The organism is Nocardioides sp. SYSU D00038 (genome assembly GCF_016924665.1).
Lineage (GTDB): Bacteria > Actinomycetota > Actinomycetes > Propionibacteriales > Nocardioidaceae > Nocardioides.
In genome coordinates, this window is record NZ_JAFFJT010000026.1 from 63,096 (window position 1) to 82,901 (window position 19,806).

18 protein-coding genes are annotated in these 19,806 nt (G+C 74.2%); 2 read left to right on the plus strand and 16 right to left on the minus strand.

The window, feature by feature from the left end; genetic code table 11:
• Nucleotides 1–42: 42 nt before the first annotated feature.
• The 6 genes from rplS to JT721_RS15905 form a co-directional block, all read right to left on the minus strand.
• On the minus strand, nucleotides 43–393 hold the full coding sequence (gene rplS / locus JT721_RS15880; protein ID WP_205474234.1) for a 50S ribosomal protein L19: 351 nt from the start codon (nucleotides 391–393) through the stop codon (nucleotides 43–45).
• A 205-nt stretch (nucleotides 394–598) separates the two neighbouring features.
• Complete coding sequence (gene trmD, locus JT721_RS15885; RefSeq protein ID WP_205474235.1) at nucleotides 599–1,759, minus strand: tRNA (guanosine(37)-N1)-methyltransferase TrmD; 1,161 nt, start codon at nucleotides 1,757–1,759, stop codon at nucleotides 599–601.
• An 8-nt stretch (nucleotides 1,760–1,767) separates the two neighbouring features.
• Entirely contained in the window at nucleotides 1,768–2,319 is a 552-nt protein-coding gene (rimM, locus tag JT721_RS15890) for a ribosome maturation factor RimM (RefSeq protein ID WP_307828090.1), read from the minus strand.
• A gap of 181 nt (nucleotides 2,320–2,500) precedes the next feature.
• On the minus strand, nucleotides 2,501–2,743 hold the full coding sequence (locus JT721_RS15895; RefSeq protein WP_205474236.1) for an RNA-binding protein: 243 nt from the start codon (nucleotides 2,741–2,743) through the stop codon (nucleotides 2,501–2,503).
• 5 nt (nucleotides 2,744–2,748) lie between these two features.
• Nucleotides 2,749–3,297, minus strand: coding sequence for a 30S ribosomal protein S16 (rpsP, locus tag JT721_RS15900; RefSeq protein WP_205474237.1), 549 nt, complete (start codon nucleotides 3,295–3,297; stop codon nucleotides 2,749–2,751).
• 182 nt (nucleotides 3,298–3,479) lie between these two features.
• Complete coding sequence (locus tag JT721_RS15905) at nucleotides 3,480–4,550, minus strand: amidohydrolase family protein (RefSeq protein ID WP_205474238.1); 1,071 nt, start codon at nucleotides 4,548–4,550, stop codon at nucleotides 3,480–3,482.
• Nucleotides 4,551–4,670: 120 nt separating this feature from the next.
• On the opposite strand from JT721_RS15905, the gene JT721_RS15910 reads away from it, so the two are divergent.
• Entirely contained in the window at nucleotides 4,671–5,834 is a 1,164-nt protein-coding gene (locus tag JT721_RS15910) for an ROK family transcriptional regulator (RefSeq protein WP_205474239.1), read from the plus strand.
• Nucleotides 5,835–6,121: 287 nt separating this feature from the next.
• Here the strand turns inward: JT721_RS15910 and JT721_RS15915 are convergent, their stop codons facing one another.
• The 6 genes from JT721_RS15915 to JT721_RS15940 all read right to left on the minus strand — a co-directional run bounded on the left by JT721_RS15915 (nucleotide 6,122) and on the right by JT721_RS15940 (nucleotide 12,778).
• Entirely contained in the window at nucleotides 6,122–6,493 is a 372-nt protein-coding gene (locus JT721_RS15915; protein ID WP_205474240.1) for an NYN domain-containing protein, read from the minus strand.
• A 4-nt stretch (nucleotides 6,494–6,497) separates the two neighbouring features.
• Nucleotides 6,498–8,066: a signal recognition particle protein gene (gene ffh / locus JT721_RS15920; RefSeq protein WP_205474241.1), complete on the minus strand. Its 1,569-nt coding sequence runs from the start codon at nucleotides 8,064–8,066 to the stop codon at nucleotides 6,498–6,500.
• Between the two features lie 80 nt (nucleotides 8,067–8,146).
• Nucleotides 8,147–10,369, minus strand: coding sequence for a [protein-PII] uridylyltransferase (locus JT721_RS15925; RefSeq protein WP_205474242.1), 2,223 nt, complete (start codon nucleotides 10,367–10,369; stop codon nucleotides 8,147–8,149).
• Between the two features lie 22 nt (nucleotides 10,370–10,391).
• Nucleotides 10,392–10,730 (minus strand): P-II family nitrogen regulator, encoded by a 339-nt coding sequence (locus tag JT721_RS15930; RefSeq protein WP_205474243.1) that lies wholly within the window; start codon nucleotides 10,728–10,730, stop codon nucleotides 10,392–10,394.
• Nucleotides 10,731–11,093: 363 nt separating this feature from the next.
• A complete protein-coding gene (locus JT721_RS15935) occupies nucleotides 11,094–11,432 on the minus strand; it encodes a P-II family nitrogen regulator (RefSeq protein ID WP_205474244.1) in 339 nt (112 codons plus the stop codon).
• Entirely contained in the window at nucleotides 11,429–12,778 is a 1,350-nt protein-coding gene (locus JT721_RS15940) for an ammonium transporter (RefSeq protein ID WP_205474245.1), read from the minus strand. Before JT721_RS15940 ends, JT721_RS15935 begins: the two co-directional genes overlap by 4 nt.
• A 303-nt stretch (nucleotides 12,779–13,081) precedes the next feature.
• Between JT721_RS15940 and JT721_RS15945 the strand changes: the two genes are divergently transcribed.
• Complete coding sequence (locus JT721_RS15945; RefSeq protein WP_205474246.1) at nucleotides 13,082–16,207, plus strand: glycosyltransferase; 3,126 nt, start codon at nucleotides 13,082–13,084, stop codon at nucleotides 16,205–16,207.
• Here the strand turns inward: JT721_RS15945 and JT721_RS15950 are convergent.
• From JT721_RS15950 to JT721_RS15965, 4 genes are read right to left on the minus strand one after another with little or no spacing between them, the layout of a single operon-like run.
• Nucleotides 16,204–18,252, minus strand: a complete 2,049-nt coding sequence (locus JT721_RS15950) for a hypothetical protein (RefSeq protein WP_205474247.1) — start codon at nucleotides 18,250–18,252, stop codon at nucleotides 16,204–16,206. The two genes, JT721_RS15945 and JT721_RS15950, sit on opposite strands and share 4 nt — an antisense overlap.
• Nucleotides 18,249–18,593, minus strand: coding sequence for a DUF2304 domain-containing protein (locus JT721_RS15955; RefSeq protein ID WP_205474248.1), 345 nt, complete (start codon nucleotides 18,591–18,593; stop codon nucleotides 18,249–18,251). Before JT721_RS15955 ends, JT721_RS15950 begins: the two co-directional genes overlap by 4 nt.
• Nucleotides 18,590–19,318 carry a glycosyltransferase family 2 protein gene (locus JT721_RS15960; protein WP_205474249.1) on the minus strand — a complete coding sequence of 243 codons (729 nt, stop codon included), beginning with the start codon at nucleotides 19,316–19,318 and terminating at the stop codon, nucleotides 18,590–18,592. Before JT721_RS15960 ends, JT721_RS15955 begins: the two co-directional genes overlap by 4 nt.
• Nucleotides 19,315–19,749: a GtrA family protein gene (locus JT721_RS15965; protein ID WP_205474250.1), complete on the minus strand. Its 435-nt coding sequence runs from the start codon at nucleotides 19,747–19,749 to the stop codon at nucleotides 19,315–19,317. Before JT721_RS15965 ends, JT721_RS15960 begins: the two co-directional genes overlap by 4 nt.
• Nucleotides 19,750–19,806 lie beyond the last annotated feature (57 nt).

A 19,806-nucleotide genomic window follows, 5' to 3' on the forward strand; every position in this document is an offset into this window, starting at 1 on the left:
AGGCAGCGGTCGGAGGCCGGTGCGGGTGAACGCGCGGGGCGCTCAGGCCTCGCGGCGCTCCTTGATCTTGGCGGCCTTGCCGCGCAGGTTGCGCAGGTAGTAGAGCTTCGCCCGGCGGACGTCACCGCGGGTGACGACCTCGATCTGCTCGAAGATCGGGGAGTTCAGCGGGAAGGTCCGCTCGACGCCGACACCGAAGGAGACCTTGCGGACGGTGAAGGTGCGACCGACACCGGAGCCGTGGATGCGGATCACCACGCCCTGGAAGACCTGGACGCGGGAGCGGTTGCCCTCGACGACCTTGACGTGCACCTTGATGGTGTCACCGGCGCGGAAGGCGGGGACGTCGTCACGCTTGACGGCGTTGCCGATCTCGGCGATCACGTTGCTCATGATTTCTCCTCGCGAGTGCCACAGGTCAACCGCGGTGTGGATCGATGGTTCTCGTGTTGTGGTGCCCAGTCGTGGGGGCCGGCGGCGCCGTCCTCCCCCTGTGGCAGGAGGTGGCGCGGACCCCTCCGGACGTGTCCTCGGGCGGTCCCTGTTTGGCCGACTGGCCGAGGGATGAGTCTGCCACAGGGCCGCTGACCGGCGGAAATCAGCGCACCGGCTTGGTCAGCACCACGGCCGACGGCGGCGGGTCGAGGTCGGGGCGCAGCCGGAACCCGGCCCGCTGGTACATCCGGATGTTGCGGACGCTGCCGGCGCCCGTGAACAGCGTGTACGACGTGGTGGTGGGCGGCGCGACCCGCTGGGCGTGCTCGAGCAGCAGCCGGCCCAGGCCGCGGCCCTGCACGTCGGGCGCCACCATGATCCGGCCGATGTCCCACACGGTGCCGCCCGGCTCCGCCAGCCGGCCGCGCACGGCGCCGACCAGCCGGCCGTGGGCGCGCACGACGTACCAGTCCCAGGTCCGCAGCGACGCGCGCAGGTCGTCGAGCGACTCGTGCAGCGCGGGGATGTCGGTGATCGTGTCGTTGTCGATGGCCTCCTGCACCCAGCAGGCGCGCTGGAGGGTGAGCAGCTCCGCGGCATCGCCCGGCACGGCGGGCACCACCTCCCACTCCCCCGCGACGGTGCTGGCGTGGAGCAGGTCGGGACGCCGCTCGGCGGTGCGCTGCTCGGCCTGCCGGCGCCGCCAGTGCGCGATCGCGCCGTGGTCGCCCGAGAGCAGCACCGGCGGTACGTCGAGGCCGCGCCAGGAGGCGGGCTTGGTGTAGACGGGGTACTCCAGCAGACCGCCCTCGTGGCTCTCCTCGGTCAGCGAGCCGGGGTTGCCCATGAAGCCGGGCAGCAGCCGTACCACCGCCTCGGTGACCGCCAGCGCGGCGACCTCGCCGCCGTTGAGCACGTAGTCCCCGAGCGAGACCTCGAGCAGCTCGGCCCGCCCCGCGACGTGGTCGAGCACCCGCTGGTCGATGCCCTCGTAGCGCCCGCAGGCGAAGACCAGTCGGTCGCGGGTGGCCAGCTCGCGGGCGAGCGGCTGGTCGAACCGGCGCCCCGAGGGGGTCGGCACGACGACGGTCGCCCCGTCGACCTCGAGCGCGTCGAGGGCCTCGCCCCAGGGCTCGGGCCGCATCACCATGCCGGGCCCGCCGCCGTAGGGGGTGTCGTCGACGGTCCGGTGCCGGTCGGAGGTCCAGGTGCGCAGGTCGTGGACGTGCACGTCGAGCAGCCCGCTGCTCGCCGCCCGGCCGGGCAGCGAGAGCGCGAGCGGGGCGAAGAAGTCGGGGAAGATCGTGAGGTAGTCCAGGCGCACGGCGAGCCTCACTCCTCGTCGGGGAACGGCGTCAGCAGGCCGGGCCGGTCGGCGACGACCACCCGGCCGCCCTCGAGGTCGACCTCGGGGACCAGCGCGGTGACGAACGGCACCAGCGCGTCGCGGCCGTCGGTCGTGCGGACCGACAGCAGGTCCTGGGCACCGCCCGGCACCAGCTCGACCACCTCGCCGAGCGGCGTGCCGTCGAGGTCGGTGACCCGCAGCCCGACGAGCTGGTGGGCGTAGTACTCGTCGGGGTCGTCGGGCGTCGCGTCGGCGGGCAGGTCGGCGTGCAGCACGAGGCCGCGGGCCGCCTCGGCCGCCGTCCGGTCGGCGAGCTCGGCGAAGCGCACCAGCAGGGTGGCCTGGTGGCGGCGCGAGCCGGTGACCGTGAGCGTGCGCAGCGTGCTCGCCGAGCCCCGGGGCGTCTCGACCCGCAGCACCGAACCCGGGGCGAACCGTCGCTCGGGCTCGTCGGTGCGCACGTCGACGGTGACCTCGCCCCGGATGCCGTGGGGCTTGCCCACGCGGCCCACGACGACGTCCACGGTGTCGGTCACGGGTCCTCCTGGGCTGGGCTGGGCTGGGCTGGGCTGGGCTGGGCCGGGCTGGGCTGGGCTGGGCCGGGCTGGGCGGGCGGCGGTGGAAATGCCGAACGGGTGCCGCCCCCGCGAGGGGGACGGCACCCGTCCGAGCGGGTTCGGTGCCGAGCCGGTCGGCGCCGTCGGGGCTGGTCGGGCCTCAGCGACGCCGGTCGACGTCGACGAAGTCGACCCGCGCGCCGCCGCGGCCGGCGAGGGCGGAGACGACGGTGCGGAACGCCGTGGCGGTGCGACCGCCGCGGCCGATGACCTTGCCGAGGTCGTCGGGGTGGACCCGGACCTCGAGCAGCGAGCCGCGGCGCAGCTGCTTGTCACGGACCACGACGTCGTCGGGGTTGTCGACGACACCGCGGACCAGGTGCTCGAGCGCCTCGGCCAGCATCGCGCTCAGGCCTCGGCCTTGTCGGCGTCGGCAGCGGCGGGCTCGGCGGCCTCGGTCGACTCGGCGGCCGGGGCCTCCTCGGTCGACTCGGTCGCCTCGGTCGCCTCGGCGTCAGCAGCGTCGGCGGCCGGCGCCTCGGCGGCGGGCTCGTCGTCCTTCTTGGCCTTCTTCGCGGCGGCCTTCTTGGTGACGGCGTCACCGCGGGGCTCGCTCTGCGCGTCCTTGAGGGCCTCGTTGAAGACGTCGATCTTGTCGCGCTTGGGCTCGGCGGTGCGGAGGGTGCCCTCGGCGCCCGGCTCGCCCTTGTACTTCTGCCAGTCACCGGTGATCTTGAGGATCGCGGCGACGGCGTCGCTCGGCTGCGCGCCGACGCCGAGCCAGTACTGCGCCCGGTCGGAGACGACGTCGATGTACGACGGGTCCTCCTTGGGGTGGTACTTGCCGATCTCCTCGATCACCCGTCCGTCGCGCTTCTTGCGCGAGTCGACGACGACGATGCGGTACTGCGGCACCCGGATCTTGCCCAGGCGCTTCAAACGGATCTTGACGGCCACGTCTGTGGTGTCTCCTCGGATCTGGTGTGTGGGTGAAGCCGCCGTCACCAGGTGGGGAACACCGGGCCGGTTGCTTCGATGGGCCTCGCCGCGCCGGAGAGAGGGGCCGGACGCGCAGGACTCAGCGGGCAAGTCTGCCAGAACGTGCGCCCCCGTCGAAATCCGGCCGGCAGCCCCTCTGCCTAGGCCACCACCGCGCCGCGGAGCACCACCCGGGCCGGACGGCCGAGCACGGAGAGGTCGGCGAGGGGGTCGGCGTCGTAGACGCAGAAGTCGGCCTCGGCGCCCTCCTCGAGACCGCTCCAGCCGAGCCAGACACGACCCTGCCACGAGGCCTGGGCCAGCACGTAGTCGGCCGGCAGCCCCATCTCGCTCATCGCCAGCACCTCCCCCACGAGGTCGCCGTGGCGGGCCACGCCCCCGCCGTCGGTGCCGACGTAGAGCGCCACGCCCGCGTCGTAGGCCGACATCAGGGCCTCGCGGCGCCGGGCGTCCAGGTCGTCCATGGTGGCGGCGTAGGCGGGGTACTTCTCGCGGCCGGCGTCGGCGAGCTGGGGGAACTTCGCGGTCTGCTGCACGGTCGGCACCAGTGCGACCCCGGCGGCGGCCATCTGCTCGACCTGGTCGACCGAGAGGCCGGTGCCGTGCTCGATGCAGTCGATGCCGGCGTCGAGCAGGCCCTGCAGCACGTCGTGGCCGAAGCAGTGCGCCGTGACCCGGGCGCCCTCGGCGTGGGCGGCCGCGATCGCGGCGGCGAAGGCCTCGGCGGGGAACGACGGCGCCAGGTCGCCCTCCTCGCGCGAGATCCAGTCGCCCACGAGCTTGACCCAGCCGTCGCCGGCCCGGGCCTCCCGGGCGGCCGCGGTCGGGAGGTCGTCGGGCTCGACCTCGTCGGCGTAGTTGCGGATGTAGCGGCGGGTGCGGGCCAGGTGGCGGCCGGCCCGGATCAGTCGCGGCAGGTCGTCGCGCTCGTGCACCCACCGGGTGTCGGCCGGCGACCCGCAGTCGCGCAGCAGCAGGATGCCGGCGTCGCGGTCGAGCAGCGCCTGCTGCTCGGTCTCCTCGTCGTCGACGGCGCCGCCGTCCTCGAGCCCGAGGTGGTTGTGGGCGTCGACCAGGCCCGGCACGATCCAGCCGCGCGCGGCGGTCTCGGCGCCGGGCTGGCGCTCGTAGGTGACCCGCCCGCCCACGACGTAGAGGTCGCGGGTCTCGCCGTCGGGCAGCACCGGGCCGGTGAAGCGGAGCGCCGTCATGGCGGCGACGCTACCGGGCCGGCGCGCGGGGTCACCCCGGTGCACTTCGTCACGGCCCTGACGCAATGAGCTGCCGATCGGAGCGTTTTCATCCCCTCCCCGGAGGAATACCATCGACGGATGGTCAGTCCCGGCTCGCTGGAGCGCCTGCGCGCGGGCAACCGGCGGGCGATCACCTCGCTGCTGGCCGGCGAGGGGCCGATGAGCCGGGCCGACCTGGCCCGCGGCACCGGTCTGTCGCGCACGACCGTGTCGAGCCTGATCGCCGACCTGATCGCGACCGGCCACGTCACCGAGACCGCCGCCCGCGGCAAGCCGCACAAGGGAGGCAGCGGCCGTCCGCCCCTGCTGGTGACGCTCAGCGCGCCGGCCGGCGGCGTGGCCGGCGTCGACCTGGGGCACGGCCACGTGCGGGTGGCGGTGGCCGACCGGACGGGCACGGTGCTCACCGAGGAGCACGTGCTGCTCGACGTCGACGCCCAGGGCACCGCGGCGCTCGACCGGGCCGCCGCCCTGGTGCGCGACGGCCTGGCCCGCGCGGGGCTCGAGGAGGCCGATCTCCAGGCCGTCGGCATGTGCGTGCCGGCGCCGGTCGACCGGCGCTCGGCCCGGGTCAGCACCGGGATCATGCCGCGCTGGAGCGGCCTGCAGCCGGCCGAGGAGCTCGAGCGCCGGCTCGGCGTCACCGTGGTCGCCGACAACGACGCCAACCTCGGCGCCCTGGCCGAGCTCGGGCACGGCGCGGCCGGCGGCGCCCACGACGTCATCTACCTCAAGATCGCCAGCGGGGTCGGCGCCGGCATCGTGCTGGGCGGGCGGCTGCACCGCGGGGCCAGCGGCACCGCCGGCGAGATCGGCCACGTCCAGATCGGCGAGGACGGCCAGGTCTGCCGCTGCGGCAACCGCGGCTGCCTGGAGACGCTGGTCTCCGCCCCGCGCCTGGTGGCGCTGCTGCAGCCGGCGTACGACGAGGTGCTGAGCGTCGAGCGGGTGCTCGAGCTCGACGCCGCGGGCGACGTCGGCGTGCGGCGGGTGCTGTCGGACGCCGGCCGCACCATCGGCCGCGCGGTCGCCGACCTCGCCAACAGCCTCAACCCCCAGCTGGTCGTCGTCGGCGGCTCGCTCGGCACCTCCGCCTCGCTGCTCGAGGGCCTGCGCGGCGCCATCGACCGCTACGCCCAGCCCGCCACCGCCGCCGCCGTCTCGGTCGCCCCCGGCCGCCTCGGCGACCGCGCCGAGGTCGCCGGCGCCGTAGCCCTCGCCATCGCCCGCGTCTCCGCCTGACCCCGCCCACCGCGCGGTGGTCGCGGCCGCCGCGCGGTGGTCACGGCCCGGCGCGGGCGATAGTCCGTGACGTTTCGCACCCACCGAAGACCCGAACGTCACGGACTACCGCGGCCCGATTACCCGAAACCGGTAGTCCGTGACCTTTCGCACCCACCGAAGACCCGAACGTCACGGACTACCGCGGCCCGATCACCCGAAACCGGTAGTCCGTGACCTTTCGCACCCACCGAGGACCCAAACGTCACAGACTACCGCGCCCCGACCCTCGAGCAGCGCGGTAGGCCTCAGTCGAGCTGGTCGAGCAGCCAGGAGGGGCTGAGGGCGAGGGCGCCGGCCCCCTCGACGCGGGCCTGGAGCATCCGGTCAGCGGTGACGACGGTGACCCGGTCGCCCCGCTCGGTGGCCTCGCTGGCGGCGGCGACGATCGCGTCGTCGCCGGAGCGGGGCGCGTGGACGGTGCGGACGTGGGCGTCGCGGCCGGGGCGGACGCCGCCCTTGGCCCCGCCCTCCAGCACCAGCACGACCTCGTCGTGGGGCAGGTCGGCGACCAGGAGCCGCTCGTGGAGGCGGCGAGCCGCGCCCGCGCGGTCCTTCCACCAGCCGTCGGGGCGCGAACCCACGACGTTGGCGCCGTCGACGACGAGGACGGTGGCCACCGGCCTACTTGAGGAACTTGGAGAAGTCCTTGGGCAGGTCGAGCGCGGCGGCCGCCTTCTCGTAGTCGACCTCCTCGCCCCCCGGGTTGCCGAACGGGTTGGCGGCCGGGCTGTCGACCTTGGACTTCTCGGCCGCCGCCTGCTGGGCGGCCTTGGCGGGGTTGCCGGAGACCCGGCGGCCCTTGCCCTTCTTGGCCTGCGCCTTCTGCTTGCCGCGCTTGCCGACGCCGGCCATGCCGGGCATGCCCGGGAGCCCAGGCATCCCGCCGCCCTTGGCGAGCTGCATCATCATCTTGCGCGCCTCGAAGAACCGGTCGACGAGCTGGTTGACGTCGGACACCTGGCGGCCGGAGCCCCGGGCGATCCGGGCCCGGCGCGAGCCGTCGATGAGCTTGGGGTTGGCCCGCTCGGCCGGCGTCATCGACTGGATGATGGCCTGGATCCGGTCGATCTCGCGCTCGTCGAAGTTCTCGAGCTGGTCGCGGAACTGCCCCATCCCGGGCAGCATCCCCATGATCTTGGTCATCGAGCCGAGCTTGCGGACCTGCTGCATCTGCTGCAGGAAGTCGTCGAGCGTGAACTCCCCGCCCTTGCCCTGGAGCTTGTCGGCGGCCTTCATCGCCTGCTCGGCGTCGAAGGTCTTCTCGGCCTGCTCGATCAGGGTGAGCATGTCGCCCATGTCGAGGATGCGCGAGGCCATCCGGTCGGGGTGGAAGACGTCGAAGTCGGTCATCTTCTCGCCGGCGCTGGCGAACATGACCGGCTTGCCCGTGACCGAGGCGATCGACAGCGCGGCGCCACCGCGGGCGTCGCCGTCGAGCTTGGTGAGCACGACGCCGTCGTAGCCGACGCCGTCGAGGAACGCCTGGGCGGTGGTGACGGCGTCCTGGCCGATCATCGCGTCGACGACGAACAGCACCTCGTCGGGCTCGACGGCGTCGCGGATGTCCGCGGCCTGCTGCATCAGCTCCGCGTCGACGCCGAGCCGGCCGGCGGTGTCGACGATGACCACGTCGTGGAGCCGGCGCCCGGCCTCCTGCACCGCCGAGCGGGCGACCGCCACCGGGTCGCCGACGCCGTTGCCGGGCTCGGGTGCGAAGACGGGTACGCCGACCCGCTCGCCGTTGACCTGCAGCTGGTTGACGGCGTTGGGCCGCTGGAGGTCGCACGCCGCGAGCAGCGGCGACTTGCCCTGGTCCTTGAGCCAGAGCGCGAGCTTGGCGGCCAGGGTCGTCTTGCCCGCACCCTGGAGGCCGGCGAGCATGATCACGGTGGGGCCGGTCTTGGCGTAGCGCAGCCGCCGCGTCTCGCCTCCGAGGATCGCGACGAGCTCCTCGTTGACGATCTTGATGATCTGCTGGGCCGGGTTGAGGGCCTGGCTGACCTCCTCGCCGCGGGCCCGCTCCTTGACCGCGCCGACGAACTCCTTGACCACGGGCAGCGCGACGTCGGCCTCGAGCAGCGCGATCCGGATCTCGCGCGCGGTGGCGTCGATGTCGGCCTCGGAGAGCCGGCCCTTGCCCCGCAGGTTCTTGAAGGTGTCGGCGAGGCGGTCGGAGAGTGTGGCGAACAAGGGAGTCCTCAGGAATCGAGTCGTGGAGAGGACTCCAGCCTAACGGCGGCGGCCCACGCCCGAGGAATGGCCGCCGCCGCTCAGGGCTGCCCGGCCGTCAGCGCCGCGCGTACGGCGTGCGCGGCCTCGGCGGCGCGTCCGTCGGTGAGCGCGCCGGCAGCCGGCTCCTGCACGTAGAACACGTCGACGGCCTGCGGGCCCAGGGTGGCGACGTGCGCCGAGCGCACGGCCAGGTCGAGGCGGGCCAGCGCGGCGCAGACCAGGTGGACCACACCGGGGCGGTCGCTCGCGCGCACCTCGATCACCGTGGCCTGCTCGGAGGCCTCGGGCCGCACCTCGACCGCGGGGGGCAGGCCCCCGGCGTCGCGCGGGGCGAGCCGGGCAGCGGGGTCGACCCGCCCCTCGACGATCGCGTCGAGCCGGTTGCGCAGCAGGGCGGCCTGGACGTGGTCGTCGGCGACCTCCCACACCGAGATGCCGCAGCCGTCCTGCGACCAGGCCCGGGCCGCCCGCACCCCCACCCGCTCGAGCGCGAACGTCGCCGCCAGGTCGGCCAGCAGCCCGACCCGGTCGGGCGCCAGCACGCTCACCCGGGCGCCGTCGCCGGTGGGGTCGACCACGATCGACGTGCCGCCCGCGCGCACCTCGGGCGGCAGGTCGACGTGCTCGTGGGTCACCGGCGGCAGCCGGTGGCCGGCGCCGAGCGCGGCCCGCGCCCGCCGGGCGAGGTCCTTGACCAGACCGGCCCGCCACGCCGACCAGGCCTTCGGCGAGGCGGCCCGGGCGTCGGCCTCCGAGAGCACCGTCAGCAGGTCGAGCGCCTCGGCGGTGCCGATCCGCGAGACCACGGCCTCGATGGTCGCGGGGTCGTCGGGGTCTCGCGTGGTCGCGGTCTCGGCGAGCAGCAGGTGCCAGCGCACCAGGGTCGCGACCAGGTCGACGGCCTCGGGCTCGAAGCCCATCCGGACGGCGACCACGCGGGCGATCGGCTCACCGGCCACGCTGTGCTCGGTCAGGCTCCCCTTGCCGATGTCGTGCAGCAGCGCGGCCACCATCAGCACGTCGGGACGCGACACCTCGCGGATCAGCGCGGCCGCCTCGACGCAGGTCTCGACCACGTGGCGGTCGACCGTGAACCGGTGGATCGGCGAGGCGTGCGGCAGCAGCCGGATCCGCTCCCACTCCGGGAGGAGCAGGTCGAGCGCCCCGGTCTCCTCGAGGGTCTCCCAGGTGCCGAGCAGCCCAGGACCGGCGGCCAGCAGGCGCACCAGCAACCGTCGTGCCTCGGCTGGCCACGGGTCGGGCAGCGGGGCGGCCTCGCGGGCGAGGCGGGCCGCCGTCGCCGGGGCGAGCACCGCGTCGTTCTCAGCCGCCGCGGCGGTCGCCCGCAGCAGCAGCAGGGGGTCGTCGGCGGGTCGGGCGCCCCGGTCGAGCACCACCTCGCCGTTCGACAGGGCCACGCCCTCGGCCACCGGCACCATCGGCGGACGACGCGGACCACGACGCCCCGCAGGCGTCGCGAGCACGTGCTCCACGCGGCGCCAGGTGAGTCGCGACAGGTGGGTGATCCGTCGGCCGATCTCGCGCACGTGCACCTGTGCCGCCCGGGCGTCGGGTACCTCCAGGCGGACGGCCAGCTCGTCCCACAGCTCCGGTGCCACCCGGTCGGTGGCCCGCCCCGCGAGGTCGTGCACGTGGTCGCGGACGTCGAGCAGCGCCAGCCGGCTGCTCTCCAGCGCGACGTGCGGCACGTCGACGAGCCAGGTGGCGACCAGCGCCTTGAGGGCGGTCGCGTCGCGCAGCCCGCCCTCGGCCTCCTTGAGGTCGGGCACCGAGACGTGGGCCAGCTCGCCGATCAGCTCGTGGCGCGACCGGACCATCCGGTGCAGCTCCGGCAGCCGCTCGCGGGCCTGCCGGCGCCAGTGCGCCAGCATCGTGGTGCGCAGCCGCAGCGTCAGGTTGGGGTCGCCGGCGAGGTGACGCAGGTCGAGCATGCCCAGCGCGACCCGCAGGTCGCCCTCGGCGGCGGCCAGCACCTCGCTGTGCGTGCGCACCGAGTGGTCGACCTTGGAGCCGGAGTCCCACAGCGGGTACCAGATCCGCTCGGCCAGCTCCCCGGGCCGCACGTCGTCGTTGCTGACCAGCACCACGTCGAGGTCCGACCACGGCGCGAGCTCGCCGCGACCGTAGCCGCCGACGGCCACCAGCGCGGTGCCTGTGTCGGGACCCTCGCACGAGGCGTACGCCGCCTGGCACAGCGCGTCGGCCTCGGCTGTCCGGCGCACCCGATCGGCCGCGGTCACCGGGCGTCCTTCCCCGGGGTGCTCAGAGGGCTGCGGAGTCGCGGTCGCCGGTGCGCACCCGCACCACGCTCTCCACCGGCGACACCCAGACCTTGCCGTCGCCGATCTTGCCGCTCTGCGCGCTCCCCAGGATCGCGCCGACGACCGCCTCGACGTCACCGTCGTCGACGACGATCTCGATCCGGATCTTCGGCACCAGCGCGACGTCGTACTCCGCGCCGCGGTAGACCTCGGTGTGCCCCTTCTGGCGCCCGTAGCCGCTGACCTCGGCCACGGTCATCCCGGTCACTCCGACCGCCTCCAGGGCGACCCGGACGTCCTCCCACTTGTGCGGCTTCACGACCGCCGTGACGAGCTTCATCCTCTGTCTTCCTCTCCCCCGCCCGAGGCGGGAGTCCGTGGCCGCGCGAGCGGTGCCGTCGATGATGCCCGACCGGGGGATCGCCGGGGGGTGGGTCGGGGGGTGGTGGTTTCCCCGGTGCACCGGGGAAACCCCGACCACTCGGCCGGAACTCTGGCCGACACGGTGTGGTTCTGGGCGCGAAGTCCGGCCAGGAGTCGCCCAGAATCCGGCCGGAGCCCGGCCAGGGGTACGGCACCGCGACCGACCCGGTCACCGGGCTGCGGGCCGCCCCTCGCCGCCGTGGACGTGACCGGTGCCCCGCACGCCTGGACGTGCGGGGCACCGGTGCCCGGGTGGTGGCGCCGGTCAGGGCGCCGTGGGTCAGAGCGCGGCGGCGTCGCGGTCGCCGGTGCGGACCCGGACCACCGTCTCGACCGGGCTGACCCAGACCTTGCCGTCTCCGATCCGGCCTGTCTGCGCGGTCTTGACCACGATCCCGACCACGTCCTCGGCGTCGTCGTCGTCGACGACGATCTCGATCCGGATCTTCGGCACCAGCGCGATGTCGTACTCCGCGCCCCGGTAGACCTCGGTGTGGCCCTTCTGGCGCCCGTAGCCGCTGACCTCGCTGACGGTCATGCCCGTCACCCCGAAGGTCTCCAGTGCCTCGCGGACGTCCTCCCACTTGTGCGGCTTGATGACCGCGGTCACGAGCTTCACGCGTTCGCTCCTTCCGAGCTGGTGGCCGGGCTGGCGGCCGGCGTACCGCCGACCAGCGGCGAGCGACGGCTGCCGCTGCTGCTCGCCAGGTCGTACGCCGACTCGCCGTGCTCGAGGAAGTCGATGCCGTCGACCTCGCTCTCCTCGTCGATGCGCAGACCGATCAGTGCCTTCACCGCAAGGCCCACGATCAGCGTGGCGACGCCCGACCACAGCATCGCGAACAGCGCGACCAGGACCTGCACGACGAGCTGCTTGATGCCGTCGCCGTAGAAGAGTCCACCGCTGGTGGCGAGGAACCCGATGCCGACGGTGCCGACGAGGCCACCGACCAGGTGGACGCCGACCACGTCGAGCGAGTCGTCGTAGCCGAACTTGTACTTGAGGCCGACCGCGAGGGCGCAGAGGGCACCCGCGACGAGTCCGAGGATGATCGCGCCCACCGGCGACAGCGCGCCGCACGCCGGGGTGATGGCGACGAGGCCGGCGACGACGCCGGAGGCGGCGCCGAGCGAGGTGGCCTTGCCGTCGCGGATCTTCTCGATGACGAGCCAGCCGATGATCGCGGCACAGGTGGCGACGGTGGTGTTCAGCCAGACCAGGCTCGACTCCTCGAGCCAGTAGGCACCGGCGTCGTCACCGGTCAGGTCACCGGGCACCCAGGAGCCGACGTTGAAGCCGAACCAGCCGAACCACAGGAGGCCGGCGCCGATCATCGTCAGCGTCAGGTTGTGCGGCTTCATCGGCTCCTTGCCGAACCCGAGCCGCTTGCCGAGCAGGATGGCCAGGACCAGGCCGGCCACACCGGCGTTGATGTGCACGACCGTGCCGCCGGCGTAGTCGATCGGAGCCACCTCGGCGCCCCCGTCACCGGAGAAGACCAGGTCCGCGAGGCCGTTCTGCACCCCGCTGAGGAAACCGCCACCCCAGACCATGTGGGCCAGCGGGAAGTAGGAGAGCGTCACCCACAGCGGGAGGAACAGCAGCCAGGCGGAGAACTTGAGCCGGTCCGCGACCGCGCCACTGATGAGCGCGGCGGTGATCACCGCGAAGGTCAGCTGGAAGCCGACCCCGAGGTACGTCGCGCCGGAGACGTCGCGGAGGCCGAAGAGCTCGAAGGGGTTGGCGAACAGCTTGCCGACGTCCTCCGAGCCGTAGGACATCGACCAGCCCCACAGCACGTAGACGATGCCGACGATGCCCAGGGCCGAGAACGACATCATCATCATGTTGAGCACCGACTTCGAGCGGCTCATGCCGCCGTAGAACAGTGCGAGGGCCGGCGTCGTCATCATCAGGACGAGCGAGGCCGAGGCCAGCATCCAGGCTTGCAGCCCGTACTCCATGGAACCTCCAGGGTAGTTCTCGGGGGCCGGTCCGCCGATGCGTGACGTCCCTGTCACCAGCGGCCTGCCGTTGCCGAGAACCCTCGGAGCCGGAGGTTTCGCTCCCGCTGTCGCCGTGTTGCGGGGAGGAAACGAGTTCCTGGCCCGTGTAACGAGCGTGTTACGAAGCGCCTGCCGGAGGCGGGGCCGAGAACTCCGTCGCGCTCCCGTGCGTCCCTTAGGGTGGGGCGTCGTCCCGACCGCGCGACCCGCCCCGTCCTGCCCCGCCGTCCTGCCCAGCCCACCCACCACTGCCGAGGTGACATGCCTTCCCGCCTGATGCGCCGCGTGCGCAGCACCGTCCGCGCATCGGCCCCGGGCCGGGCCGGGGGGGTCGGCCGCGACGGGCAGGTCGCGGCGCTGCTGGCCTCGGGGGTGTTCGACCGCGAGTTCTACGAGGCGCAGGTGGGCCTGACCTTCGAGTCGGACGCCGAGGCCGCCGCCCACTACGCCGCAATCGGCACCGGCCACTACTCCCCCCACCCGCTGTGGGACCTGAGCCGCTGCTCCCGCCGCCTCGTCGACCGCCTTCAGGGCGACAACGGCGTCTCGGTGCTGGTCGACCACCTGCGCACCCGTGGCGCCAACCGCTCGCTCAGCCCGGTCTTCGACGCCCGCCGGCTGACCTACCGCGAGCGCGCCTACGGCAGCCACCCCGGCGGCGTGCTGGGGCTGTTCCTGGAGCGCGAGGGGGCCGACGCCCCGCTGCCCGGCACCGACGGCGTCACGCTCGCCGACGTGCGGCCGGCGATGCTGGAGTACGCACGGCAGCGCGCCGCCGACCGCGACCAGCAGGGCACCCGGCTGCGCGAGGACTGGGACGAGGCGGCCGAGCAGCGCTGGCGCGCCCGGTGGGAGGGCGCCCCCCTGCCGGACGGCGACGGCCCGCTGGTGTCGGTCGTGATGCCGGTGCGCAACCGCCCCGACGTCGTGCGCGCGGCCATCGACTCGGTGCGCGCCCAGACCCTCGACCGTTGGGAGCTGGTCGTCGTCGACGACGGCTCCACCGACCACACCCTGGAGGTGCTGCGCGGACTGGCCGAGGAGGAGCCGCGGCTCACGGTCGTCGCCCAGCCCTGGGGCGGCGTCTGCGCGGCCCGCAACACCGGTCTCGAGCACGCCCGCGGCGACTACGTCGCGTTCCTCGACTCCGACAACACCTGGCGGCCCGACTTCCTCCGGCTCGCCGTCGCCGCGATGCACGCCCAGGACCTCCCGGCGGCGTACGCCGGCATGCGGCTCACCGACCCCCGGACCGGCGAGACCTCCTACCGCGCCTACGAGGGCGGCCTGGCCGACCTGCTGGTGGTCAACCACGTCGACCTCAACGTCCTCGTCGTCCGCCGCGCCCTCGCACTCGAGGTCGGCGGCTTCGACCCCGCCCTGCGGCGCTGGGTCGACCACGACTTCGCGCTGCGGCTGGCCAAGGTCGTCGACCTGACGCTGCTGCCGTTCATCGCCGTCGACTACGACGACAGCCGCGAGTCGCTGGAGCGGATCACCACCACCGAGTCGGATGCGTGGCAGTTCGTCGTGCTGGGTCAGCACTGGGTCGACTGGGACGCCGTCCGGGCCGGCGTGGCCGAGCGGGTCGCGGGACGCGTCTCGGTGGTGATCCCGACGTGGAACGACGCCCGGATGACCCTCGACGCCGTCACCGCCCTGGCCCGCAACACCCCGGGCGCCGACCTCGAGGTCGTCGTCCTCGACAACGGCTCCCGCCTCGACATCGGGCTGAGCCTCACCGCGGGGCTGGTCGGCACCGGCACCGCCGACCTGGTGCGCGTCGAGCGGCTCCCCCGCAACCTCAACTTCGCGGTCGGCTGCAACGTCGGCTTCGCCCGCAGCACCGGCGCGACGGTGGTCTTCCTCAACAACGACACCGAGGTGCGGCCCGGCTGGCTCGACCCCCTCGTCGCCGCGCTCGACGACCCCGAGGTCCTCGGCGCCCAGCCGCTGCTCCTCTACGGCGACGACACCGTGCAGGCGGCGGGGACGGCGTTCCCGGTCGAGGGTGCGCTGCCCGTGCACTTCCTGGCCCGCCACCCCGTCGAGGACGTGCTCCGCGCCGGCCAGCGCGACTTCGCGGTGGTGACCGCGGCCGCGCTCGCGATGCGTGCCGACGACGTCGCGGAGCTGCGCGGCTTCGACCCGATCTACGTCAACGGCATGGAGGACATCGACCTCTGCCTGCGCGCCGCCGAGCGGCGGCCGGGCACCTTCCGGGTCGTCACCGAGTCGCTGGTGACCCACCACGAGAGCAAGACCCCCGGCCGCTCCACCCACATCGCGACCAACCGGGTCACCTTCATGCAGCGCTGGGCCGGCCGCCTGCCGGCCGCCGAGCCGGAGCGCTGGACCCGCGCCGGATTCGACATCGCCCACGTGCACGGCGACCAGGCGAGCGTCCCGGCCCCCCGGCTGCTGCTGACCCGGCGTCCGCTCGACCCCGGGCCGGACGGCCGGCCCACGCTGCGCTGGGGGCTCCGCAGCCCGGCCCCGGGCGGCGAGGTCGGCGACCTCTGGGGCGACACCCACTTCCTGGCCTCGCTGGGGGCCGGCCTCACTGCGCTCGGCCAGCAGGTCGTGACCTTCCGCCACGACGCCCACTCCGACCCGGTGACGGCGTACGACGACGTGGTGCTCGGCATCCGCGGCCTCGACGTGATCGCCCCGGTGCCGGGCAAGACCAACGTGCTGTGGGTGATCAGCCACCCCGACGAGGTCGCGACCTGGGAGCTGATGGGCTTCGACCTGGTCTACGCCGCCTCCGAGGCGTGGGCGCGTGCGATGACCGCGCGCAGCGGTCGCCGGGTCGACGTTCTGCTGCAGGCCACCGACCTCGCGCGGCGCGCCGACCTCTCGACCCCGGTCGGCGACGGCAGCCACCCGGTCTTCGTGGGCGGCGCCCCGCGGCAGCGGGTGCGCCCGATCGTGGCCGACGCGCTGGCCGCCGGCGTCCCGCTCGTGGTGCACGGCCCCCACTGGCAGGGCAAGGTGCCCGACGCCGTGCGGGGTCGCGAGTACGTCCCCAACCACCTGCTCATGCAGACCTACCGCGACCACGGTCTGGTGCTGGCCGACCACTGGGCCGACATGACGGCGGCCGGCTTCCTGGCGAACCGGCTCTTCGACGCCGTCGCCTCGGGCGCCCGGGTGGTCTCGGACGCCGTGCCGGGGCTGGAGATCTTCGAGGGGGCCGTGCAGCCCTACCACTCGGTGGAGGAGCTGGCGCTGCTCTGCTCGCCCGAGGGTCGCGACCGGTTCCCCGACGACGAGCAGATGGGTGAGATCGCCGACCGGGTGGCCCGCGACCACTCCTTCGACGCCCGGGCCGCGACGCTGCTCGACGACGTGCTGCGGGTGCGGTCGGAGCGGCACACCGGCTAGCCGGTCACCCGGTAGAGGCGCAGGTGCTTGTCGCGGGCGCGGAAGGCGTCGACCTGGTCGAGGCAGTCGCCGTCGAGGCGGCTCTCGGCGACCACCCAGCCGGGGTCGACGAGGTCGAGCAGCACCGGTGAGCAGGGGTCGACGGTCAGCTGCATGAAGGTGCCGCGCACCGGGTCGATCCGGGCGTCGCTGCCCGCCGCGCCCGGCGCCCACTGGTACTGGGCGTAGTTGTTCCACTCCCGGCGCTCGTCGGGCACCAGCGCCTCCATGACCTCCTCGGAGGGGTAGAGGGTCTGGCCCGAGACGCTCTGGAAGCCGGCCGCGCGCACCAGCGCCACCACGTCGAGCCCGCCGTAGACGGCGACCCGCGGATTGGCCCCGGCGTCGGCGTGCCGGTGGAGGGCGGTCGCGACCCGGCTCTGCAGGAGCGGTGCGGCGCCGTGCTGCAGCGGGTTCACCAGGGCCCAGCCGACGAGGGCCGCGACGCCCAGCACGGCGGCGCAGACCCGGGTGGCCAGGCCGCCGGCGAGGACGCCAACCACCACGGCCGCCAGCCCCGCCCCGCTGAGCACCACCAAGGCTCCCGGCACCAGGTCGACGTCCCAGCTCAACCGTCGCGACGCCGACCAGGCGACCCAACCGCTCGCGACCACGGCCACCACCGCCCCACCGGCCAGCACCGGCCGCCACGCGCGGGGGCCGGTGCGGCCCGCGAGCACGGCCACCAGCAGCAGGAACGCCGTGCCCAGGGGCAGCGGCAGCCGGCCCGGCGGGACCATCGACAGCAAGGTCACCTTGCCGACCGCCTCGGGCAGCGGCAGGAAGGCCCAGGCCAGCAGCACCAGCACCGCCACCGTCAGCGCCGCCGCGGTGGCCGGACCGGCCACCGGTTCCCCGGCCTGCGCCACGGGCCGGTCCACGGGCCGGTCCACGGGATCCACCGCCGCCGGGCTGGCGGTCCGGCGCCGGGCCGACCGCCCCCGCAGGGCGAGCACCAGCGCGAGCGCCATCACCAGGCCGAGCACCGGTAGCGGCAGCCACGACGACGCGCTCTCGGAGAGGTTGTCGTAGGGGCCGGCACCCGGTGACCGGCCCAGCGTCGCCCCGGCGTCGCCTGCCAGCCACGGCGCCAGCGGGCCGGTCGAGAGCTGCACCCACGAGCCGGTGCCGGCCTCGGAGACCCGCTGCCCGGGGTAGTAGGTGGCCCGGGTCGCCGCGATCGCGTCGTGGTGCTGCACGTACCACACCCCCAGCGGCGCCAGCATCGTCACCGCGGCGACCCCGACCGTCAGCACCACCCGACGCCACGGCACCCGGCCGTCGAGCAGCACGCCGACGCACAGCGCGGCCAGCACCACCCCCAGCGGTACCTGCCAGCCGGGGTAGAGCAGCAGGGCGAACGACGCACCGACCAGGCCGGCCACCGCGGCCAGTCCCACCGCCCCCCACCGGCGCCGGCACGCCCACGCCGCCAGCAGCAGCTCTGCGGCAAGCACCGCGTAGCCGACGAACGGTGCCGGCGCGGGGGCCGACCACCAGGCGGTGTAGGGGTTGAACGTGATCGCCGCCGCGATGCCGAGGGCGAGCACCGGCGACCGGGTCAGCCGCAGCACCAGCAGGAACGACGCAGCCAGGCACACCGCGAACGACCACCACCAGGTCCAGGCCAGGCCGCGGCTCGGCCCGAGCAGCAGGTAGCCCCAGTTCTGGGGGGTCAGCGCCGCCTCCCAGCCACGGGTCGGCCCGGCATGCGCCGCGGCGGCGTTGTCGACCTCGGAGAGGCCGACCCACGAGGTGGCCGGGAAGTCCTGCCGGGCCGCGGAGAGCGCCAGCGGGGTGCGCAGGGCGTACTCGTCGCTGCGGATCGGTCGCGGCTCGCCGGCCACCACCCCGTCGTCGCCCCGGCGCTCGGCCAGCACGCCGATCGAGGAGCCGCTCACGTCGAGGGCGACCAGCACGAGGAAGGCCGCGGCGACGACCCCGAGCACGGCGGGCCGCACGGGGTCCCACCAGCGCCGGTCGTGGCGCGGCAGCGGGGGTGTCACCCGCCGTCCCGCTGGTCCTCGCGCTCGCTCAGGATCGCGATCTCCTCCGCGAGCCGCTGCACCTGGCGCTCCACCGTGGTCAGCTCGGTGGAGTGCTGGAGGTTCACCATGAGCAGCAGCCCGTACCCGACGAAGAACAGGAAGTTCGAGGGCACCTCGAAGCCGGCCAGGTCGGAGATCCAGGCCACGCTGCTGGGGATCAGGGCCATCACGACCATCACCGTGCTGACGACCAGCCACAGCACGGCGTACTTCACGACCAGGCGGCGGCGGGAGACCATCCGGAGCACCACGGCGATCGCGACCAGGGCGAGCAGGCCCGCGAACAGCTCGGCCTTCACGACGACCTCCTCCGGGCCCGGACCAGGCGCATCAGCGCCAGCCCGAGCATCACCAGGACCCGGCCCAGGTACAGCGCCGAGCGCAGCCCGCGGTGGCTGACGACCCCACCCTGCCGCACCCGCATCGTCACCGCGACCTGGCCGACCCGCAGCCGGTGCTCCTTGGCCACCACGAGCGCCTCGACGGTGTCGCCGAGGTACTCGCGCGGCATCTCGGCGCACAGCACGGCGACCGCCCGCGGCCCGAAGGCGCGGAAGCCGGAGGTCACGTCGGTGAGCGGCGTGCGGTGCACCCGGGTCATCACCGTGGCCAGGAACCGCATCGCCAGGGCGCGCAGGCCCCGGACCCGGTAGTCACCCTCGCCGGCGAACCGGGCGCCGATGACCAGGTCGTTGCCCGCCAGCGCCGCGAGCAGCCGCGGGATCTCGGCAGGCGGGTGCTGGCCGTCGGAGTCGCACTGCACGACGACGTCGTAGCCCTCGCGCCGGGCCAGCAGCAGGCCGGCGCGCAGCGCGCCTCCGACGCCGACGTTGAACGGCAGCCGGAGCACCCGGGCGCCGCCCCGGCGGGCCACCTCGGCGGTGTCGTCGCGGGAGCCGTCGTCGACGACGAGGACGTCGACGCTCGGCAGCGTCTCGTGCAGCTCAGCGAGCACGCCCGGCAGCGCCTCGCGCTCGTTGTAGGCAGGCAGCAGCACCAGCACCCGCGCCGTCGTGCCGGTCATGCCGGGCGCTCGTCGTGGTGGAAGACCCAGCGGCGGTAGGCGACGGTGTTGAAGAGCAGCAGCACCGCGACCACGCACGACTTGGCCACCAGCACCGAGGCGTCGTCACCGAGCCCGTCGAGCAGGCCGGCGACGCGCGGCACGGTGAGACTGGTGACCACGAGGTTCACGCCGAACAGGGCGACGTAGCGCCGGCCCTGGCGGGCGAGCTCACCACCGCGCGCGACGAAGACCCGGCGGTTGAGGCTGAAGTTGACCACCGCCGAGAGGGCGAACGCCGTGCCGGCCGCCAGCCAGCCGACCACGTCGAGCCGCACCGCGAGCACCCAGAGCAGGGCGTAGTCGACGACCAGCCCGGCCCCACCGGCGAGACCGACCCCGACCAGCTCGCGCAGGTGGGGGCGCGAGAAGAGGTCGCCGCGGGTGCTCATGACGTCGGGCATCATCCGGCGCGGCGCCGGACGACCGCAAATCCCGGTCCGGTGGTC

Excerpts from the sequence above, each read along its gene's own strand:
- rplS (WP_205474234.1), bottom strand. The coding sequence starts at position 393 with ATGAGCAACGTGATCGCCGAGATCGGCAACGCCGTCAAGCGTGACGAC.
- JT721_RS15895 (WP_205474236.1), bottom strand. The coding sequence starts at position 2,743 with ATGCTGGCCGAGGCGCTCGAGCACCTGGTCCGCGGTGTCGTCGACAAC.
- JT721_RS15905 (WP_205474238.1), bottom strand. The coding sequence starts at position 4,550 with ATGACGGCGCTCCGCTTCACCGGCCCGGTGCTGCCCGACGGCGAGACC.
- JT721_RS15910 (WP_205474239.1), top strand. The coding sequence starts at position 4,671 with ATGGTCAGTCCCGGCTCGCTGGAGCGCCTGCGCGCGGGCAACCGGCGG.
- JT721_RS15930 (WP_205474243.1), bottom strand. The coding sequence starts at position 10,730 with ATGAAGCTCGTCACGGCGGTCGTGAAGCCGCACAAGTGGGAGGACGTC.
- JT721_RS15940 (WP_205474245.1), bottom strand. The coding sequence starts at position 12,778 with ATGGAGTACGGGCTGCAAGCCTGGATGCTGGCCTCGGCCTCGCTCGTC.
- JT721_RS15945 (WP_205474246.1), top strand. The coding sequence starts at position 13,082 with ATGCCTTCCCGCCTGATGCGCCGCGTGCGCAGCACCGTCCGCGCATCG.
- JT721_RS15960 (WP_205474249.1), bottom strand. The coding sequence starts at position 19,318 with ATGACCGGCACGACGGCGCGGGTGCTGGTGCTGCTGCCTGCCTACAAC.
- JT721_RS15965 (WP_205474250.1), bottom strand. The coding sequence starts at position 19,749 with ATGAGCACCCGCGGCGACCTCTTCTCGCGCCCCCACCTGCGCGAGCTG.